The following is a 19,339-nucleotide window of genomic DNA, read 5'->3' on the forward strand; positions in this document are numbered from 1 at the left end:
CAGGCCGCTACTGACAGCCAATTTACGGTTTAGATTTTGGCGCTTTGATCAGCGTGACGTGATCGGCTACGACCTGCCAGGCGCCATTCCGCTTCACGTAAACCGTCGTGCCCTGCATCGTGCCATTCACCGGTTTTCCTTTGTTGGTGCTCTTCTCCGTCCAGCGCCCGCTGGTGACAACGGTGTTGCCATAAACGTGTATTTTGACGTCATCACTGTGGCCAACCTCGAACTTCACCGCGCCGGACTTGGCATTGGCGATCACCTCAGCCTTGGACGAGGCCTTGCCGGTTTCGTCGGTCAACACGGCATCGTCGGCCAGCAATTTTTCAAAAGCGGCGGCGTCTTGTTGCAGCCAGGCTTTGTCATATTCCCGCCCTATTTGGCGCACTTCTTGTTCAGCCTTGGCTGCTGTTTCAGCGGGTGTTTCCGCCGCGACGGTTGCCGCTGGCGCAGGCGTCGAACTGGCTTTCTCTCCGCTTGCCGCGCAGGCAGAGAAGCTGGCCGCTATCGTTGCTAGACCCACGGCTAAAAGGGTGGATTTCATTTGGGCACTCCTTATCTTTTGAGTACGGCGTTGGAAGTTCTGGCTCGCTGAGTGGTGCCGCTTCGATTGCTCGGGCACAACGTGGCGAGTGACGGTCGAACCGGAGCGTTACTTGCCGGTTCAGCCATACAAGCGCAAACGGCGGAAAAAACAGCCCACATTTTTTCGGATTATTTTTTGGCTGGGTCTTGTGAAGAGAATTTTGCTTGACCTGCTGGTTCGGATGCCGCCCGCCACAACCGCACCATTCCATCCCAACTCCCGCTTGCCAGCGTATTGCCGTCCGGCGCAAACGCCACCGACCAGACTGCTTCGGTGTGACCTTTGAGGCTAAACAATTCCTGTCCGGTGGCGACATTCCAGAAACGCACGGTCTTGTCACGGCTGGCGGTGGCGAGGCGTTGGCCGTCGGGTGAGAAGGCCAGTTCAAACAGGCCGTCCGCGTGGCCTTTGAATGTGCGGACGAATTGGCGCGTGGCCGTGCTCCAGAGCCGCGCGGTGTTGTCGCCGCTGGCGGTGGCAAAGTATTGGCCGTCGGGCGTGAAGGCGATTGACCAGATCGAGGCGTCGCCGTGCGGATGAAAGGCCGCGATTGACCGCCCGCTGGCGACATCCCACAAACGCAATTCGCCTTTGTCGGTGCCTACGGCCAGTGTGCGGCTGTCGGGCGCGAAGGCGAGCGACCAGATATTTTGGACGTGCCCGGTCTGGTCTGCGGCTACGGTGAGCGTGCGTGTTGCGCAGCCATTGGTGGCGTCCCAGAGCTTGACGCTACTGTCGTCGCTGGCGGTGGCGATTAACTTGCCGTCGGGCGAAAAGGCGGCGAAGTGCTGTTGATACTGATGGCAGCACAATTCGAACAACAGCTTGCCGGTGGCGACTTCCCAGACGCGCGCGGCCTGGCCTTCGCCGGACGAAACCAGACGTTGGCCGTCGGGCGAGAAGTTGACACAAAGAATCTGGCCGGTGTGGCTGGCTAGTGTTTTCAATAAAGCGCCGGTTGCCACGTCCCACAACTTGATTGTGCGATCCTGGCTGGCGCTGGCGAGGGTGCGGCTGTCGGGCGCGAAAGCAACCGAGTAAACGTGACCTGTGTGACTGGTCAGCACGTCGGGACGCAAGACCTCGTTCACATCCCAAACTTTTAGCACGTGATCGCGGCTGACCGAAGCGAACTGGCGATCCTGATCGAACCAGTACGCGTTCGTGACATCATCGTGATGGCCGCGCAGCGTCGCCAACGCCTGTTTGGTCGCCACATCCCAGAGCTTGACGGTGCGGTCGCCGCTGGCCGTCAACAGGCGTTGGCCATCCGCCGACAGCATCGCCGAGTTGACCCAGCCGGTATGCCCAACAAAGTTGTGCAGCAAGCGCAACGTGGGCAATTCATAAAACTTTACGGTGTTGTCCTGATAGCCAATCGCCAGCGGGTACTGCACCTGGCTGCTGACAAAGACGACGCGGTTGTTGCTGGTGTCCAGCGTGTTGAGCCGCCGCGCCGTGCGCAGGTCATAGACGCCGAGCGAATTATTTCTGAATTCCACTACCAGCCAATTCTTCAGACTCCAACGAGCCACCACGCTGGCTACGTTCTCTAACCGGAGCAATTCGCGTTTGCGCGGCACATCCCATAATTGCATTACATTGTCGGTGGTCAGGGTAATGACCCATTGGTAGTCCCGCGTTTGAGATAGCGCGCGCAAGGGGCCTGCTGCTGTGAGCAGTGTTTCGCGCAGCCGTCCGGTCTGGCGTTCCCACCGTTTGACTTGTCCGTCGGCGTGTCCGGTGAGCAACCCTGTTTCATCACTCGTCGCCAGGCAAGTCACCGGGCTTGGATCGGTGAACCACGGCTGCCGCATGCCACTCAGCAGATCCATCGTCATCAAGGTGTGGCCGTCCACTTGGTAAAGGACGGTGATGCTGTCCGGCGCGGTGAAGTAGCTGTGGAGGAGTTGCGCCCCAGGAAGCTGCTGTTCAGCAATGGGCTGGCCTGTGCGCGCTTCCCGCAGCGAAAAGCGGAGCGGGTTATCCGCCCAAGTGTACAAATAGCCGCCCTTGTCCCGCGGCATCAAATCGGCGCCATCCGTATGCTCAAAACTCAAGCGTTCACGATGACCGAGCCGCCAGAGGTAGCGCCATTCCAAGCCGCGCAGATCTTCTTCGCCCGGTTGTGGCAGCACGGGCGCGCTTTGCAAAATTTCGTCGTAGCCGCGCGGGTCGCCGTCAAACCAGGCGGCGCTGGCCTGGCGCAGTTGCGCGGCGTAATTCGCACGCCGTTGTTCACGCGCCTGCGCGCGCGCTTGCCGTGTTTGATGAAGGGCAGACGCGAACGTCAGCAGCAACGCCAACACCAGGGTCAACGTCACGGCAACGCCGGTGGGATGGCGGCGGATGAATTTCCCGGCGCGATAGACGAGGGTCGGTTGGCGCGCCAGCACTGGTTCGCCCGCGAGGTGGCGGCGCAATTCCGCGCTGAATTGTTCGACGGTTTGATAGCGCGCGGGGGCTTGCTGGTTGAGCGCTAACAGGAGGATGTTGTCCAGATCGCCGCGCAAGCGCCGCTGCAACTTTTCAGCGGAAGCTTCATTGCAATTGGCCGCGTGGGCGGGCGTCACGCGGCGGCTGGGCGGCAACGGGTCTTCCTCGTTCAACACGCGGATGATTTCGTGCAGCGGCAAGTCTTGCAGGACGTGCGGGCGCACGCCGGTCAGCAGTTCGTAAAGCAATACGCCCAGGCTGTAAACATCGCTGGCCGTGGTGATCGTCTCTTCGCGCACCTGTTCAGGGCTGGCGTATTCGGGTGTCAGCCATTGCAAGCCGGTGCGCGTGCTGGCTTCGCTGTTGGTTTCCGGCGTGAGCACTTTGGCGATGCCAAAATCGAGCAGTTTGGGGACACCGCTTGCTCCGTCTGACGAAGCCGTGACAAGGATATTGTTGGGCTTGAGGTCGCGGTGAATCACCAGATTCTGATGGGCGTAGGCAACCGCGGCGCAAACGGTTTGAAAAAGTTGCAGGCGGGCCGCGAGGGAAAGCCGCTGTGCGTCGCAATACTTCGTGAGCGGCAGCCCCTCGATGTATTCCATCACCAGATACGGCCAGCCCTGTTCGGTCGTGCCGCCGTCGAGCAGCCGCGCGATGTTCGGATGATTTAGCTGCGCCAGAATCTGGCGTTCCTGGCGAAAGCGGCGCACGACTTCGGCACTGTCAGCGCGCGGCCAGAGCAGCTTGACCGCGACTTGTTGCTGAAATTCGTCGTCAAAGCGCTCGGCCAGATAAACGGTCGCCATGCCGCCGCGCCCGATTTCGCGCAACAGCCGGTAGGAGCCGAGGCGCTGCCCGGCGGCTGCTTTGGCTGACGGCGCAGCCAATAGCAAAGGCGTTGCGAGAAAATCACCCGCGTGTGCGTGCGCGTGCAACAATTCCTGGACCTCCCTTAGCCTTTCGGCATCGTCCGTTTGGGTTTGCAAGAACTGCTCACGCGCACCCGGCGCAAGGTCGAGCGCCGCCTCGAAGAGCGCTTTGACTTGCTGTTGTCCGGATTGTTCAGTTGAATCTGCCATTATGGCCTGGTCTCGTTGTCTGAATTCCGCCCGGCTGATTATGCGTAAAAGATGGCAAAAACAGTCCAGCCCGCCGCAAGATTTTTTTGGACGCGCCAGTGATGACGGCGCGGGTGCGGCGACGCAACCGTTCGTCAGGTTTGTGCGTGCGCTTGGTTTTGGCGAGGTGGCGTTGCGCAGGATCGTCGGGGCTTTGCTCACGCTGTTCGTCCGCATCGCCGAAAACGGAACGCAGGCGGCGCAATTCGCTATCTATCAGCCCTAGAAACTCGGCTTGATTGGGGCGGCGTTCATATTCTTCGTTGAGCGAGAGCTCGACAAAGACTTGATCAAACGGGTGCGGCGCTTCGCCGCCAAAGATGCGCACGGTGCTGACGCGGGTTTCGAGTTGCGTGGCAGACGCTTGCCCCAAAGCGGTTAGGCGTTCGGGCGGCAGGTTGGGCGCGGAAGTCAACGGCGCGGCATTGATAGTAATTTGGTTTTGGTCGCCCGTGATGATGACGCTGTGGCTGACTTCATTTGCATTGACGTTGCGGTCGCCGTCTTGTCGTTGGTACTGATTCATTTCTCAAAACGGTTGCGCGATCTTGGAAACTGGCAGGCTATGCTTGAACAGCCGCAGGGAAAATCTCTGTCAACGCACAACTGAAACCGGGCAAAAGGTCGGGGCTTTCCAGGTTGCGCTCGCCCGCAATGACTTGCACTTGATCCATTGCGCGGAAGATCGTCACAGTACGGGTCTCTGACGAGACAAGCCAGACCTGTTTGACGCCTGCTTCCAGGTACTCCAGAACTTTGTGGCTGACTTTATCGTGCAGATCGTTCGGTGAAATGATTTCGACAGCAAGGTCGGGCGGGATTTGCCAAACGCCTTCGGGTACGCCCTCGACAGGGATGCGGTCGGCGGCAACAAACGAAAGATTGGGGATGCGTTCGTTCTGACCAATCTTGAAGTTGACTTCAGTAAACGCGACACCGAGTTGATGGGCTTCGACAAAGCTGTTCAACCTGCTAAGCAGGCGAGCAGCAATCATTCCGTGTCGGGCTCCTGGCCTTTCTTTTTCCTCCGGCTGACCGTTGACGATCTCGTAGCTTTTTTCGGGATCGAGGATGAGTTCCTTTTCCATCACGGCTTGCATAACGTTTCCTCCACATACTTGGCAAATGCTTGGCGATTGCCTTGATTGGCGGGGGCATTTTAGTTTTGATCAAAGCAGCCAGCAAGCAGCATTCAACCACGCCAGAAACACGAAAGCCGGTCACTTACCCACTCACAGGCAAGTGAACCGGCTTTCCACATTCATTCAACCAGCTAAAGGCCGAGCACTTCTTTGACCTTTGCGCCGATGTCCGCCGGGCTTTTCACCACGTGAATGCCTGCTTCGGTCATGGCTTTCATCTTCTCTTCGGCGGTGCCTTTGCCGCCCGCAATGATTGCGCCCGCGTGGCCCATGCGGCGGCCTGGTGGCGCAGTTTGGCCGCAGATGAAACCGACGACGGGTTTCTTGACATAAGCTCTGACGTATTCGGCGGCTTCTTCTTCAGCCGAGCCGCCGATTTCGCCGATCATAACAATGGCGTCGGTGTCGGGGTCGTGGTTGAAAAGCTCTACGGCATCGCGTTGTTGCGTGCCGATGATCGGGTCGCCGCCGATGCCGATGCAGGTGGATTGGCCGATGCCGAGCGCGGTCAATTGGCCGACCGCTTCATAGGTCAACGTGCCAGAGCGCGAGACGACGCCGACGCGGCCTTCAAGGTGAATGCGTGCGGGCATGATGCCGACTTTGCATTTGCCGGGCGAGATGACGCCGGGGCAGTTGGGGCCGACAAGGCGCACGCCGGGACGCGCTTTCAGATAGGCGTAGGCTTTGACCATGTCGAGCGAGGGAATGCCTTCGGTGATGCAGACGATCAGCGCGACGCCGGCGTCGGCGGCTTCCATGATCGCGTCGGCGGCGAAGGGCGGCGGTACGTAAATGACTGAGGCATTCGCGCCGGTTTTCGCGACGGCTTCGCTGACGGTGTTGAAGACGGCGAAGCCTTCGTGCGTCGCGCCGCCTTTGCCGGGCGTGACACCGCCGACGATGTTAGTGCCGTAATCGCGCATTTGCAGCGCGTGGAAAGTGCCCTCTTTGCCGGTCAAGCCCTGGACGAGCAAACGGGTGTTCTTATCAACGAGAACGCTCAAGCTTCCTCCTCGATCTCGTGATTTCAGGTTTGAAATTGGAGATCAGTTATTGGTGAATTGATGATTGCCTGCCTAAATGAAGCGGCCCGAATGAAGCGAGAAGATAGCACGCGCAAATTGCAATTTGAAACGTCTCTGGGTACGCACGGCTTCCAGCGTGCAGGCTTGGCGCTAGACAGGCGAAGGACGAAGGCACATTCTTACAGCAGACTTCCGCCTAAGGCCAAGCCTGCATGCTGAAAGCGGTGCGTACCCAGGCTCACTTCCGCGCGCCCTTCAGCTTCGCCAGCGCCTCAGCGGCGGCGTTCTTCACCGCCGGATGCGCGTCATGGGCAGCGGCCTCTTCCAAAGCGGGGCGGGCGCGTTCGATGCCGAGTTTGCCCAGCCATTCGCAGGCCCAGCGGCGCATTTCGGGCATGTTTTGCTGTTTCAAAATGCCGATCAATTCACTAGGGCCGTTGCGCGTGTCTTTCAACGCATACATGGTTTGCTCGGCCAGTTGGCGGATATTTGACTGACTGCTGCGCAGCAAAAAGGACATCATCTGCATGCTCTTGCGCGAGAAGGTCACATCGGTCATTTGATTCAATGTAAGCGCCGCGATGCAACGCACGCGCATGTCGTCTTCATCCGTCACCTCGACGCCGTTCGGATTGAAGATGCTGTTGAGCACCGCATTCTTGGCCTGAAAGACTTTGAACGAACCGAGCGCCGGAACTAAGGCTAACCGCACACGCCAATCAGGATCGCCGGTGAGTTCGCGCAAGGGTTCAACGGCTTCCTTCGAGCCAAGCTGCCCCAGCGTTTGGATGGCGGCAAGGCGCACTTGTGCATCTTCGCTGCGCAACAAACCAATCAACGGTTCGACCGCTTGCTGGCGGCAAGCCTTGCTCAATTGCTTGACCGCCTCGGCCCGCGCCGCAGCATCAGCGCTTTTGAGCGCCGCCAGTTCGCGTTGCAAGGTCTCGCTGGCGCCTTCACGCAAGCTGGCGCATTGCTCGTAAAAAGGCAGCGGCGCGAGTTTGGATTGCGCGCGCGCCGCGACGGACAGGCACAGGCTGAGCAACAAGAGCATTGTATAGGGCTGCCAGTACATTAGTTGATTTAACCGATAAGCTTTCATTTTTGTGCGATCTGCCCCGCCAGATCGGGGTTGTTCGGCGTCAACAATTTCAACGCGCGCACGGCGTGCCCGATAGCGATCACCAGGTCGCTGACGAATTTGCTGTGCCAGCGGCGGAATTCATCCAGATCGAGCGCGCGCAATTTGACCAGACTTTCATACAATGCCTGTTCGCCCGCTTTGACACGCTGTTGCTGATCGGGGGTCAGTGTGAACAGTTTGTTGAGCAAGCCATAATTGATGGCTTCCAAAATGTGCCCCTGCATTTTGATCTGCGAACGCAAGCGCATGGCTTCCAAAATCTGGGGGGGCGGGCTGCCGCTAGTGACGACGCGCCCTTCCTGACTGACGGCCATGCGCTTGATCGCTTCGGGGCCCATCGCTTTAGCGGCATCGGCTTCACGGTCAATCGCTTTGGCATCGCCCTCCATGCGGTAAATCGTCAGATCGAGCAGGCTCTTGACGCGCGCGGGCATGTCGTTGCGGCGATAGCCGTGTTGGCAACTGGCAAAGAATCCGTAAACCGCGTGCAGGCCAAAACAACTGTGTTTGTTGATCGCCTGGCGGAATTCGAGCGATTCCAATTCGCCCTGCGCCAGCGAGTTGCGCACGCCGCTGCACATCTGCTCATAGGCGGCAAAGGCGCGATCCAGCACCTGATGCAAATCAATCTTTTCGCCATATCCATTCACCCACGTGCCGGGCGTCGGCGGCACCAGCCTCGAGAGTGCAATCAAACCCCACGGCAGATGTTCTTCCAGCAACTTGGCTTCATAGCGGTTCAAATCGGTTGGGTCGCAGCGAAAGAGCGCTTTGGCATGTTCGCCCGCCTCGCGCAACGTGTATTGATTTGCGCCCACGCGCAACGCTTGATCGGGGCTGACATGCGCTTCGAGAAAGGTTTTGAGAAAGCTGTTCTCGTGGACTTCGGCATTGCGCTGAAAGCAGACATAGCGTTTGCCGTTGACCTCACGCTCTTCAGCATATTTGGTGCAAAGGTGATCCACGGCTTTCGCGCCATCGCTCAGCGTGAAGTCGCGCCCGAAACCGCGCACCGCATGAATGAGCGCCCACGGCGTCATCAGTTCACGCGCATAATGACTGGTGATGTCTTCCGCCGCGCGCAAGGCATTGGCGTAATCGGCAGTCAACTTGACGGGCGGCAGCAGTTTGAAATTGGCGGCCGCATTCGTGGCCGGATTTGCCGCAGGAGCGGGTTTGCTAGCGCTAAAGAAACCGGCTTGATACGCCAACGCGCCCGCGCCAATGGCGCCCAATGCGCCCGCGCCGAGCAGCAAAAAGTTCCGGCGGGCAGGTTGGGGCGCAGCCTGCTCGACTGTTTTTTTCTGACGATGCTTTGCTTTACTCATCGAGAATTCTTTTCATTCGGACTGAACTATGAAACGAGGCAGGCAACGCTAAACCACGCTGTGAGGCTTGTCAATCGGGCCTTTCCGCGCGGCAATCCGCGAGTCGTTGGCGCAACCAAGCTGAGTGATTGACTCTGTACTTTCGCCAGCTATAATCGCCCTTACTTCATCAACAACGCGGTTTTTCATACCAGCGCAGAGGTCTAGCAGTTATGGCAACCACCATCAAAGAAGCCGTCATCATCAGCGCCACGCGCACGGCCATCGGCAAATTCCAAGGTGCGCTCAAACCGTTTCGCGCGCCCGAACTCGGCACCATCGCCATCCGCCACGCCATCGAACGCGCCGGCCTTGACGCCGCGCAGGTGGACGAAGTGTTGATGGGCAATGTGCTGCAAGCGGGTCTGGGACAAAACCCGGCGCGCCAGGCCGCTTTGAAAGCGGGCATCCCCGATACAGTTTCGGCAATGACCGTCAACAAAGTCTGCGGCTCCGGGTTGAAGACAGTCATGCTGGCCGCGCAATCCATCGCGCTGGGCGACAATGAATTGATCGTCGCGGGCGGCATGGAATCCATGAGCAATGCGCCGTATCTGCTGCCCAAAGGCCGCGACGGTTATCGCATGGGCAACGGCGAAATCGTGGATTCGATGGTGCACGACGGTCTCTGGTGCGCATTTGACAACTGGCACATGGGCGAGACCGGCGAAGTCGTTTGCGAACGCTACGGCATCACGCGCGCACAGCAGGATGAATACGCGCTCAATTCGCAACGCAAGGCCGTCGCCGCCATCCAAGCAGGCAAGTTCAAAGACGAAATCTGCCGGGTCGAAATCCCGCAACGCAAAGGCGACCCGGTTATCTTTGACACCGACGAAGGCCCGCGCGCCGATTCGACGTTGGAGTCATTGGCCAAATTGAAACCGGCTTTTCGCAAAGACGGTTCGGTCACGGCGGGCAACGCTTCGACGATTAATGACGGCGCGGCGGCGTTGGTCGTGACATCGCTGGAACTGGCGCATAAGATGCAGCGCGCGCCAATCGCCCGCATCGTCGCGCAAGCCGTGGCCGGCGTCGAACCCAAGCTGGTCATGATGGCACCGGTGGAGGCCGTCAAAATGGTTGCGGCCAAAGCTGGTTGGAAATTGGCGGATGTTGATCTATTTGAATTGAACGAAGCGTTTGCTTCGCAAGCAGTCGCGTTGATCCAACAGCTTGAACTCGACCCGGCGCGCGTCAACGTCAATGGCGGCGCGGTGGCGTTGGGCCATCCCATCGGCGCATCCGGCGCGCGCGTGCTGGTGACGCTGCTTTATGAAATGCAAAAGCGCAATGCCAAACGCGGCATCGCCAGTCTTTGCCTGGGTGGCGGCAACGCCGTCGCCCTGGCGGTTGAAAGATAATACAGAAGGGGCTGGGGGCTAGGGCCGCAGCCTCTAGTCCCTAGCCTCTAGTTCCTAACCCCTAACCATGATTTTCTGCCAACGTTGTAAAAAGGCGAATTCGCTCGATGCCGACTATTGCGAAAGTTGCGGCACACGGCTCTTGCTCGTCTCGCATACCTTTGACAACGCGCTTTTTGAAGGGCCGGAAAATCCGCTGGAAGAGCACCTGCTCGAACGCATCAGCGCGCTTGAAGGTGCCCTCACTCGTGCGAATGAACGTTTTGAACAACTGCTTGATTTGGCGCAGCAGCAAGCGACCGGCAGCTTTTACGACCACATGATGTTGGAATCGCTGACCGAGATTCTGACCGAGATGCGCGCGGTAGACCCTGAGGAATTGGAAACCCGCTGGCGCAATCGGGTGGCGCGGCATTACGAAGAGACGGCTGAGCGTGAACGGTTGGATGAGCGCTGCGACTTGATCATCGGCGCTTATCGGGGCGCCCAGCGCGAGCAACGCGAACAATTCATTGATCTGGTCGAAGAAGGCACGCTACTCATCAGCGAGGGCCGCACGCGGCGCGGCTTGCGTATGCTGGAAAGCGCGCTGGCACTGGATGAACACAACGCCGAACTCTGTTTCACCGTCGGCGAATACTATTTCCATCTGGGCAAAGCCAGCGAGGCCACCTCGTATCTGCAACGCGCGTTGCATAAACGCAGCGATCATTTTGGCGCGCAATTGCTGCTGGGCTTGCTTGACAGCGACGAAGGCCAGACCGAATCGGCACGCACGCATTTGCAACACGCGCTGGCGCTGGATGACAACTCATTTGCCGCGCACTACAGCCTGGGCCGCCTGCTCATCAGCCATGGCAAAGTCGAGGAAGCCGTCACGCATCTCAAACGTGCGCTCACGCTCAAACCCACGCCGGAAATGCATTATCTGGTCGGACGCGCTTACTGGGAGCAGGGCCGCGAAGAGCAGGCCTTGAAGCATCTGCAAAAAGCCATCCGTCTGGACCCGCGCTTTGATGCCGCGCTGTACAGCCTCGGCTGGATTCACTGGCAAGCCAATCGCACCAATGAAGCGCGTGTGCATTTCCAGGCTGCCTATGACATCAATCCGCACGACGCGCTCTATCGCAACGCACTGCAAGCCAACGCGGGTGAACCACTGGCGACACCGCCTTCGCTGGGTTGGTCAAGTCTGCTCAAGCCGCTGGGCCAGCGGCGCAAAAGCAAAGTCAACGAGACGCGCTTTGCGGAATTGTTATGGCGCGATTTGAATTCGCTGGCCGGGCTGCCGCGCAAAGTTTCGCGGAAATAAAAGCTGGTTCACCAAAAGGATCGTTGCAAAACCAACCAACGCTGTGCCTGCACTTCACACTCTACGGGCGGCCTGTGAGCGCAGTCCCTTTTTCCAAGCACCGTCATGGACGATTATCCATTCGTGAGCTGTCACTAAAAAGCTGCTTGCTGTAAAAAATTCGGGGAAAGAAGTTCAGAGTTCAGGCTTCAGCGTGACAGGTTCTTACCCGTGACACGCTAAAGCCTGAACTCTGAACGCTTGTTCCCTTTCCAACCCCGAATTAGTTACAGCAAGAAAAAATTTCCTCTCCAAAAATGGCGCTCCCCTTCCGGCTTTTTCACTGCCACGTGTTATACTCCTCAGCGTTAAGCCAACAAGGAATCAGCAGTCAATAATGCCTGCCGTTGAACTTGTGGCCGACGTACTCAGATGCGGTAATTGAACGCATTGAATTCAACTAGCCTTCAGTGCGAAAACGCCTTCCCGGTTGTTTGGCTTCCCGCCTTTAGAATCAAAGCCGCAACCAGCGAAGTGCGCGCGGGCCGCGAACGTAGGCTGAAAGATCAACCTGAATTGGAAACCAATAGAGAAGGACAACTATGGCTATTGTAAACAGCGAAAAAGCGAAAGCGATTGAAGCGGCCCTGGCGCAAATCGAGAAGAACTTCGGCAAAGGCTCGATCATGAAACTCGGTGACCACGGCACCGATGACATCCCGGTGATTTCCACCAGCAGCATCGGCATTGACGCCGCCATCGGCGTGGGCGGTTTCCCACGCGGTCGCGTCGTCGAAGTCTTCGGCCCGGAAAGCTCGGGCAAAACCACGCTCGCCTTGCACGTCGTCGCCGAGGCGCAAAAGGCCGGCGGCATTGCGGCTTACATTGACGCCGAACACGCGCTCGATGCGGTTTATGCCCAAAAACTGGGCGTGAACATCAACGACCTGTTCGTCTCGCAGCCCGATTCGGGCGAGCAGGCGCTGGAGATTACCGAATCGCTGGTGCGCTCCAACGCGATTGACGTGCTGGTGATTGATTCGGTCGCCGCCCTGACGCCGCGCGCCGAATTGGAAGGCGATATGGGCGATTCGCTGCCCGGTTTGCAGGCGCGGCTGATGTCGCAGGCACTGCGCAAATTGACGGCGGTCATCGGACGTTCCAACACCTGCCTGATCTTCATCAACCAGATTCGTGAAAAGATCGGGGTGATGTTCGGTTCGCCCGAAACCACGACCGGCGGGCGCGCGCTGAAGTTCTATTCGTCGGTGCGCGTGGACATTCGCCGCATCGCCGCGATCAAGGATGGCGACGCCGTCGTCGGCAACCGCACCAAGGTCAAGATCGTCAAGAACAAAGTCGCGCCACCTTTCCGCGAAGCCGAATTCGACATCATGTATGGCGAAGGCATCTCGAAATGGGGCGAGATTATTGATCTCGGCGTTGACCGCAAAGTGGTCGAAAAATCCGGCGCGTGGTTCTCTTATCGCGGCGAACGGCTAGGTCAGGGCCGCGAAAACTCTAAGAACACCTTGCGCGAAAATCCCGAACTGGCCGGACGGGTCGAAACGGAATTGCGCGCGGTGTTGGGCTTGGTTGCCAAACCGCAACCGGCCGCAGCGGCTAGTGCAGCGGCCGCCGCCAGTGCTGAAGCCGCCCCGGCCGCACGGCGCGGGCGCGCGGCGAAAGAAGGGGAAGAGTAGTTGAAGATGAGGGCGGGCAGGCTAATTGCCTGTTCGCCCTCAAATGGAGCTACGCGATGGGCACTCATAAGAAAGGCAAGAGCAGCGAAGCGGTGCGACTTGGATTGCCACTGCTGAAACGTGTTTATGATGGCGAGGAGATCGAATACTACCCGCTCGGCAAATACATCGTGATTCAACCACAATGTTGCGGCGGGCGGCCGACGGTATTGAATACGCGCATTACAGCGGAAGGTATTATGGATTTGCTATCAGCCGGATATAGCGTGTGGCAAGTAGCGACCCGTTTCGGACTTCCCTTGGCAGCGATCAAAGAGGCAGCCGCTCTAGCTCAGCAATATGATTACGCCCAAAGCTTTGCATAATTGTGGTTGATGCGGATATTAGCAGCACCATCGTGTTGCAAGAGATTGCGCGCTGGTATCCAGGCATGGTTATTAGTTTGCGGGACATCCGGCCTAACGCTCGAATTCTTGACCCCGAAATTCCACTCTATTTATTGCAATTACGTCAGCCTACATTTGTGACAATCAACTACGCAGATTTTCAGCCAAAGGACTTTGTGCATCCACGGTATTGCATTATTCGGTTGAAACTAAGACAGCGTGAGGAATCTTTTGTCCCAGCGATTTTGCGTTCCTTTCTGCTTGAGCCACAATTCAAGAGCAAGGCTAAGCGCCCGGGCAAAGTCATTTCGTGGACAAAAGAAGGTGGAATTCACTGTGTTGGAGTTTGAAGCGGGCGGATTGCCGTTCAACGTAAACAATAGTGCCGGTCGGAACATTTTCGGTATGCTGGAGGGCAGCGTGAAAATGTTCCGACCGGCACTGGTGGGCTAACAACTTGAAGAAATGAGAGCCATCGAAGCGGGAGAAGCAGTGTACGATGAACTCTCGACGGCGGGCATTATACACTGCAATCCTATTCAGGCAAGTCCTGACTGGGCTTTCGATACGATAATTTTCCAGCACGAAAGCTGACTTATGGCGAAACGATTAACTGAAATGGTGAATTGTGCCGGTTGAGCGTCAAAGCTCTCACCGAGCACACTCGCTCAGGTTCTGAGCGGGCTACCACCACAACCGCATAACCCAAACTTGCTAGTTGGCTTTGAGAACGCCGACGATGCCGGGGTGTATCAACTGCGTGATGATCTCGCCATCGTGCAGACGCTCGACTTTTTCACGCCCATCGTGGACGACCCGTTTGATTACGGGCGCATCGCCGCGCTCAATTCGATCAATGACGTGTGGGCGATGGGCGGGACGCCGATTACGGCGATGGCGATCACCTGCTTTCCCAAAAAGGGCGTGCCCGTTGAAATCCTGGGTGACATCATGCGCGGCGGGCTTTCGATTCTGACCGAAAACGGCGTCGCCCTGATCGGTGGGCATTCAGTGCAAAGCGAAGAGATTATGTTCGGCTACTCGGTCACCGGCATCATTCATCCCGACGAAGTCGCCACGAACGACGGTGCCAAACCGGGCGATGTGCTGTTGCTGACCAAAGCGCTGGGCACAGGCATCATTTCAACTGGCATTAAGTTTAAGAAAGTCACCCCGGAGATTGCGCAACATTCCATTGCCACGATGCTGACTCCGGGCCGCCAGGCTGCAGCGGCAATGCGCGAATTCGGCGTGCGGGGCGCAACCGACATTACGGGTTTCGGGTTGCTGGGACATGCCTGGGAAGTGGCCAAGGCCAGCCATGTCACCTTTGAAATTGAGGCCGAGCAACTTCCCCTCTTGCCCGGCGCGTTGGAATTGGCGAGCCGCAAGTTGCTGACCCAGGGCGATAAAACCAATCGCGAATATGTCGGCGCGGGCGTGCAATTGAGCGGCGCGCTCAGCAAGGAGATGGCGAGCGTGCTGTTCGATCCGCAAACGGCGGGCGGCATGTTGATCGCGGTGGCCTTGGATAAGGCAGATGCCTTACTCGCCCGCTTGCGGGAGAGCTATGCCGCGGCGGCGCGGATTGGGCGTGTGATTGACTTTGCGGGCACGCATGTCGTCGTACATTGAGCATGGTTGGGAACCGGCGCGGCTGGCCTTCTTGACACCTCTTGAAGGCGCTTCTTAGAATGCCCGCGCAAATCAACAATACAACGGAGAAATCAGTTGCAAAGCGAGAAAACTTTTAGCGCTCCGATTGCCCTGGAGCCGGTCTCGACCGGGCGCACGCTGGCGGCTTGCCTAGCCGCCCTGGTGTTTCCCGGCCTGGGCCACGCCGTCTTGGGCAGATGGGGCCGCGCGCTGTTGCTGGCGGTGACGATTGCCCTGCTGTTCGTCTTCGGCTTCTGGATGGAAGGCCATCTGTTCTGGCCGGAGCGCAATGAATGGCTGACGTGGTTTTTCAGCGTGCTGGATATGGGCTTGGGACTTCCCTACCTCGTCTGCCTGATGCTGGACAAAGGCTTTGCCGTCACCGCCGAGCAAGCCGCCAAAATCACGTTTGAATACGGCAACACGTTTCTTTGCGTCGCGGGCGCCTTGAATTTGCTGTCAGCGATGGATGCCTACGACATTGCCATCGGGAGGAAGCCGTGACCCATTTTATCGCGATGGTGTTGTTCAGCTTGCTGGTTTCGGTCGCCTTCGCAGTGTTGTCACAGGAACATCACTCGACCGAAGAGCGGGTGAAATATGGCTTCAAAGTCTTCGGCTATTTTGTCGGCGTGGGGCTGGTGATTGCCTGGATTCTTTATCCTTTGCCTCTCTAACCGATTCTTGAGACGCAGCCTATGGACATCTTCAACTCGGTCTTCGGCGACTCTTACACGCGGCAAATGCTGGCCGCGATTGCGTTGTTGATTGTCGCGGCCATTCTTTGGCTGGTGTGGAAGTTCTTCTTTTCGCTCTTCAAGCATGTCTTAATGGCCTTGTTTATCGCAGCCATCGCTTCGACTGTTTACTATTACGTAATGAATCAGCCGCCGCCGCGCGACCCGAGTGTCGGCAAACATGCGTATGGCGTCAGCAGTGGCCGCTATTTAGGCGTGGTCGAAGGCGCGCAAAATGATCCGCAAAGTGGCCCGGTGTGGATCATCCGCCAACCGGGCGGACAGCCGACCAAGCTTGCCAAGGCGCGCGTGATCGTGAAAGACAAAATGGAGCCGCTTGCTGCCGAATCGCCTGCCGCTACGGCAACACCCGCGCAAAATCCTAAGCCCAGACCTAGCAAAAAGTAGCACGTTAAAAGCTGGAGTGCCGCTATGAGTTCTAATAATCGTTGGCATCAACTGAAAACGATTCTTGAGGAAGTGTTGGAACACGACGAGCACCAACGTGCGGGTCTGCTCACCGAAGCTTGCGGCGATGACACGGAATTGCGGGCTGAGCTTGAATCCCTGCTGCGCTACCACGAGGCGGGAAACAAACTCAGTGACGCCGCCGGCGCACTGACGTTCAATTCCGCTGAGACTTTATTTTTGGCGGCTGGGGCGCTAACAGAAATCGCGGGCCGGCAATTCGGCCACTATCAACTCATTAAAGAACTCGGCCAGGGCGGTATGGGCACTGTTTATTTGGCGACGCGCGCTGATGATTACCGCCAACAAGTCGCGTTGAAATTGATCAAGCGCGGGCTGGACGACGCCTTCGTGCTGGAACGCTTCCGTAACGAACGGCAGATTCTGGCCGCGCTCAATCATCCAAACATCGCACGACTGTTCGATGGCGGCACGAGCGCGGACGGGCTGCCTTACCTTGTGATGGAATACATCGTGGGGCTGCCGATTGATGAGTACTGCCGCCAGGGCCAGCTCTCGCTCAAAGAACGCTTGCAGCTTTTTCGCCAGGTCTGTAGCGCTGTGCAATTCGCGCATCAACATCTGGTCATTCACCGCGACCTCAAGCCCTCGAACATCCTGGTCACTTCCGACGGCGTGCCGAAGCTGCTCGACTTCGGCATCGCCAAGCTGCTGACGCCGGAGCTGGCTTCGCAAACACTCAATCAGACTGCGCCGGGCATACGTTTGATGACGCCCGCTTACGCCAGTCCTGAGCAAGTGCGCGGCGAACCGATCACGACGGCCAGCGACGTTTATGCGTTGGGTGTGATCTTGTATGAGTTGTTGACAGGCCGTTCGCCTTACCAGCCAACGAGCGGACAGTTGCACGAGATGATGCGGGCGGTCTGCGAGGAGCAACCGGAAAGGCCGAGCACCGCTATCACCCGCGCGGCAACAGCTTCAGCCGTCACCTCACCAACCGCTGAACCGCCAGCCAGCCAGCCGCGCACGTTGAGTCCCGAAAAACTGCGGCGGAGCCTGCGCGGCGATTTAGACAACATCGTGCTAATGGCGCTGCGCAAAGAGCCTGGGCGGCGTTACGCTTCGGTCGAGCAGTTCTCAGAGGACATCCGGCGGCACTTGGAGGGCTTGCCCGTCAGCGCGCGCAAAGACACCTTCGGCTATCGCACCACGAAGTTCGTCAAGCGCAATAAGCTGGCGTTCGGCGCGGCCACTCTGCTGCTGCTCACCCTGATTGCTGGCATCGTCACCACACAACGGGCGCGGGCGCGGGCCGAGCAACGCTTCAACGATGTGCGCAAGCTGGCGCATGCAGTGGTCTTTGATTATCACGATGCGATTGCCAACCTGCCGGGTTCGACTCCAGTGCGTGAACGATTGGTCAAAGATGCGCTTGAATATCTCGACAGCTTGGCGCGCGAAGCGGGCGGCGACGGGCAGCTCCAACGTGAACTAGCCTCGGCTTATGAAAAGATTGGCAGCGTGCAGGGCAACTCCAATAACTCAAATCTCGGTGATACCGACGGGGCGATGAAGAGTTACCGCAAATCGCTGGCAATGCGTGAGCGTCTGGCCCTGGCTGAGCCAGCGAACCGAGAGGTGCAAGCGGAACTGGCGAGCGGTCAAGAAGACCTGGGCGATATGCTTTATACCGTGAACGATTTGCGCGGCAGCTTGCGGAGCTACGAGCAGGCGCTTGCCATTCGCAATTCGTTGCTTGCCTCCGATTCTAAGAATGTAGATTACCGCTATGCGTTGGCGGAACTTGATAAAAAGACCGGCGACATCAAAGGCATGGATGGCTATCTCAATCTTGGCGACACAGCGGGAGCGGTAGAGAGTTATCGTCAGGCGCTTAAGCTCTACGAAGAACTTTTTGCTGCCGCGCCGCAGCAACTCAAATATGGCGCGAGTCTCGCCAATTGCTTAGCGAACTTCGGCCACTTGTCAGATGTCATTGGCGATCTGAAGACCGCCGTCGAGCAAGGCCGCCGCGCCGTAAGTTTGCTTGAACAGGCAGTGGTGGCAGACCCCAACGACATCGCCCACCGCACTGATTTACTATCTGCTTATAATACGCTGCGCCAATCGCTCGTTGATGATGGTCAAATGCCTGAAGCCGTCGAATACGACCGCAAAACGGTACAGACGCTGGACGGGATGTCTGCGACCGATCCTAAAAATGCACTCCTCCGCCGCAACCTCAGTGTCAGCTACAACTCATTAGGTCGAGACTTGCGGGCGACGGGAGACACGGCAAGTGCAATAGCAGCGCACCGCAAAGCATTATCCATCAGCGAAGCACTGGCGGCGGCTGATCCTAAAAGCGCAGAGCATCAACAAGACCTTGCTAATACCTGGCAGTTTCTGGCCGACGCGCAAGCCTCTGCGCATGACCCTCACGCCGCCTTGGAGAACTATCGCAAAGCCGTTGCTCTCAATGAAGCGCTGCTTGCCGCCGAGCCGGATAATGTTCGTCATCGTGACGATCTCGCCATTGATGAAGGCGGAGTCGGCACTGTACTCGCGGCAATGGGCGACCTGAATGGTGCGCTGGCGGCTGCGCGCCGTGCGGTAACTTTCGCCGCAGCCGCCGCTACCCAATCGCCTGCCAATTTGAGGATCAAAGGCCGCCTGGCGCTGCGGCATTTTGAGTGCGGGCAGCTTTACGCGCGGCTGGCACAGGCAAAATCTTCCGGCGAACAAAAAGCGAACTGGCAAGCGGCTCGTGAGCAGTATCAACGCAGCTTCAGCTTATGGAATGAACTGAAGGGCCAGGGCAAACTGGCCAGAAAGGATGCGGGCAAGCCTGATGAGGTCGCCCGCGAACTGGCCAAGTGTGAGGCGGCGCTGGCGAAATTATCGGATCGTTAAAATGGCTTATCCAGCCACGGTGTTGCTGAC

Annotated in this window: 17 protein-coding genes; 10 read left to right on the forward strand and 7 right to left on the reverse strand. The window is 58.0% G+C overall.

The genetic code is table 11. From position 1 onward, the window contains the following. Positions 1 to 22 precede the first annotated feature (22 nt). The 7 genes from HY011_25515 to HY011_25545 all read right to left on the reverse strand — a co-directional run bounded on the left by HY011_25515 (position 23) and on the right by HY011_25545 (position 8,788). Positions 23 to 547, reverse strand: coding sequence for a nuclear transport factor 2 family protein (locus tag HY011_25515; GenBank protein ID MBI3426302.1), 525 nt, complete (start codon positions 545 to 547; stop codon positions 23 to 25). Positions 548 to 717: 170 nt separating this feature from the next. Further along, the gene (locus HY011_25520) at positions 718 to 4,107 is read right to left on the reverse strand and encodes a protein kinase (GenBank protein MBI3426303.1); all 3,390 of its coding nucleotides are present in this window, start codon (positions 4,105 to 4,107) and stop codon (positions 718 to 720) included. Continuing rightward, positions 4,091 to 4,672: a hypothetical protein gene (locus tag HY011_25525; protein MBI3426304.1), complete on the reverse strand. Its 582-nt coding sequence runs from the start codon at positions 4,670 to 4,672 to the stop codon at positions 4,091 to 4,093. Before HY011_25525 ends, HY011_25520 begins: the two co-directional genes overlap by 17 nt. Before the next feature lie 37 nt (positions 4,673 to 4,709). Further along, positions 4,710 to 5,234 carry a Uma2 family endonuclease gene (locus HY011_25530; protein MBI3426305.1) on the reverse strand — a complete coding sequence of 175 codons (525 nt, stop codon included), beginning with the start codon at positions 5,232 to 5,234 and terminating at the stop codon, positions 4,710 to 4,712. Positions 5,235 to 5,419: 185 nt separating this feature from the next. Then, the gene (gene sucD, locus HY011_25535) at positions 5,420 to 6,295 is read right to left on the reverse strand and encodes a succinate--CoA ligase subunit alpha (protein ID MBI3426306.1); all 876 of its coding nucleotides are present in this window, start codon (positions 6,293 to 6,295) and stop codon (positions 5,420 to 5,422) included. Between the two features lie 259 nt (positions 6,296 to 6,554). Beyond that, positions 6,555 to 7,370, reverse strand: coding sequence for a HEAT repeat domain-containing protein (locus HY011_25540; GenBank protein MBI3426307.1), 816 nt, complete (start codon positions 7,368 to 7,370; stop codon positions 6,555 to 6,557). A 44-nt stretch (positions 7,371 to 7,414) separates the two neighbouring features. After that, complete coding sequence (locus tag HY011_25545) at positions 7,415 to 8,788, reverse strand: hypothetical protein (GenBank protein ID MBI3426308.1); 1,374 nt, start codon at positions 8,786 to 8,788, stop codon at positions 7,415 to 7,417. A 224-nt stretch (positions 8,789 to 9,012) separates the two neighbouring features. Between HY011_25545 and HY011_25550 the strand changes: the two genes are divergently transcribed. The 10 genes from HY011_25550 to HY011_25595 all read left to right on the forward strand — a co-directional run bounded on the left by HY011_25550 (position 9,013) and on the right by HY011_25595 (position 19,309). Then, entirely contained in the window at positions 9,013 to 10,191 is a 1,179-nt protein-coding gene (locus tag HY011_25550) for an acetyl-CoA C-acetyltransferase (protein MBI3426309.1), read from the forward strand. A gap of 67 nt (positions 10,192 to 10,258) precedes the next feature. Beyond that, positions 10,259 to 11,503: a tetratricopeptide repeat protein gene (locus tag HY011_25555; protein MBI3426310.1), complete on the forward strand. Its 1,245-nt coding sequence runs from the start codon at positions 10,259 to 10,261 to the stop codon at positions 11,501 to 11,503. 581 nt (positions 11,504 to 12,084) lie between these two features. Beyond that, positions 12,085 to 13,185, forward strand: a complete 1,101-nt coding sequence (recA, locus tag HY011_25560) for a recombinase RecA (protein MBI3426311.1) — start codon at positions 12,085 to 12,087, stop codon at positions 13,183 to 13,185. Between the two features lie 56 nt (positions 13,186 to 13,241). Next, positions 13,242 to 13,550, forward strand: coding sequence for a DUF433 domain-containing protein (locus tag HY011_25565; protein ID MBI3426312.1), 309 nt, complete (start codon positions 13,242 to 13,244; stop codon positions 13,548 to 13,550). 32 nt (positions 13,551 to 13,582) lie between these two features. Further along, a complete protein-coding gene (locus HY011_25570; protein MBI3426313.1) occupies positions 13,583 to 13,921 on the forward strand; it encodes a hypothetical protein in 339 nt (112 codons plus the stop codon). 325 nt (positions 13,922 to 14,246) lie between these two features. Then, on the forward strand, positions 14,247 to 15,206 hold the full coding sequence (gene selD, locus HY011_25575) for a selenide, water dikinase SelD (protein ID MBI3426314.1): 960 nt from the start codon (positions 14,247 to 14,249) through the stop codon (positions 15,204 to 15,206). Positions 15,207 to 15,302: 96 nt separating this feature from the next. Then, the gene (locus tag HY011_25580; protein ID MBI3426315.1) at positions 15,303 to 15,731 is read left to right on the forward strand and encodes a hypothetical protein; all 429 of its coding nucleotides are present in this window, start codon (positions 15,303 to 15,305) and stop codon (positions 15,729 to 15,731) included. Further along, complete coding sequence (locus HY011_25585; protein MBI3426316.1) at positions 15,728 to 15,904, forward strand: hypothetical protein; 177 nt, start codon at positions 15,728 to 15,730, stop codon at positions 15,902 to 15,904. The genes HY011_25580 and HY011_25585 overlap by 4 nt, the downstream gene beginning before the upstream one ends. A 21-nt stretch (positions 15,905 to 15,925) precedes the next feature. Continuing rightward, complete coding sequence (locus tag HY011_25590; GenBank protein MBI3426317.1) at positions 15,926 to 16,372, forward strand: hypothetical protein; 447 nt, start codon at positions 15,926 to 15,928, stop codon at positions 16,370 to 16,372. Between the two features lie 24 nt (positions 16,373 to 16,396). Then, positions 16,397 to 19,309, forward strand: coding sequence for a protein kinase (locus HY011_25595; GenBank protein MBI3426318.1), 2,913 nt, complete (start codon positions 16,397 to 16,399; stop codon positions 19,307 to 19,309). The last annotated feature ends 30 nt before the right edge of the window (positions 19,310 to 19,339 follow it).

The sequence above is a fragment of the Acidobacteriota bacterium genome, from assembly GCA_016196035.1.
Taxonomy (GTDB): Bacteria; Acidobacteriota; Blastocatellia; order RBC074; family RBC074; genus JACPYM01.

Coding starts and splice junctions, on each gene's coding strand:
- HY011_25525 (MBI3426304.1), bottom strand. CDS start 4,672: ATGAATCAGTACCAACGACAAGACGGCGACCGCAACGTCAATGCAAAT.
- HY011_25595 (MBI3426318.1), top strand. CDS start 16,397: ATGAGTTCTAATAATCGTTGGCATCAACTGAAAACGATTCTTGAGGAA.
- HY011_25530 (MBI3426305.1), bottom strand. CDS start 5,234: ATGGAAAAGGAACTCATCCTCGATCCCGAAAAAAGCTACGAGATCGTC.
- HY011_25565 (MBI3426312.1), top strand. CDS start 13,242: ATGGGCACTCATAAGAAAGGCAAGAGCAGCGAAGCGGTGCGACTTGGA.
- HY011_25520 (MBI3426303.1), bottom strand. CDS start 4,107: ATGGCAGATTCAACTGAACAATCCGGACAACAGCAAGTCAAAGCGCTC.
- HY011_25555 (MBI3426310.1), top strand. CDS start 10,259: ATGATTTTCTGCCAACGTTGTAAAAAGGCGAATTCGCTCGATGCCGAC.
- HY011_25545 (MBI3426308.1), bottom strand. CDS start 8,788: ATGAGTAAAGCAAAGCATCGTCAGAAAAAAACAGTCGAGCAGGCTGCG.
- HY011_25515 (MBI3426302.1), bottom strand. CDS start 547: ATGAAATCCACCCTTTTAGCCGTGGGTCTAGCAACGATAGCGGCCAGC.
- recA (MBI3426311.1), top strand. CDS start 12,085: ATGGCTATTGTAAACAGCGAAAAAGCGAAAGCGATTGAAGCGGCCCTG.
- HY011_25540 (MBI3426307.1), bottom strand. CDS start 7,370: ATGCTCTTGTTGCTCAGCCTGTGCCTGTCCGTCGCGGCGCGCGCGCAA.
- HY011_25590 (MBI3426317.1), top strand. CDS start 15,926: ATGGACATCTTCAACTCGGTCTTCGGCGACTCTTACACGCGGCAAATG.